The sequence below is a fragment of the Methylobacterium sp. AC832 genome (assembly GCF_979256025.1).
Genome location: NZ_CEEDMV010000073.1, coordinates 1 through 244 on the forward strand (window position 1 = coordinate 1; position 244 = coordinate 244).

The 244-nt window shown below is 63.5% G+C and carries 1 protein-coding gene; it reads right to left on the reverse strand.

The window, feature by feature from the left end; translation table 11 throughout:
• On the reverse strand, nt 1–244 hold a 244-nt coding region (locus AC0IXR_RS25145), incomplete at both ends, for a response regulator (protein ID WP_471762612.1).

Below are 244 nucleotides of genomic sequence, written 5' to 3' on the forward strand. Positions count from 1 at the left end.
GGTACTCCTTGCCGGTGAGATGGACCCGGCTGCCGGTGACCTCGACGGTCTTCTGATCGAGATTCTCGTTCAGGTCGCCGGTGGTGATGACCGACTGGGCCTGGCCCTTCGAGCGGCGGACGATCGCATGGATGCGGGCAACAAGCTCGTCCTTGTGGAAGGGCTTGGTGAGGTACTCGTCGGCTCCGAAGCCGAGGCCCTTCACCTTGTCCTCGATGCCGGCCATGCCGGAGAGGATCAGGAT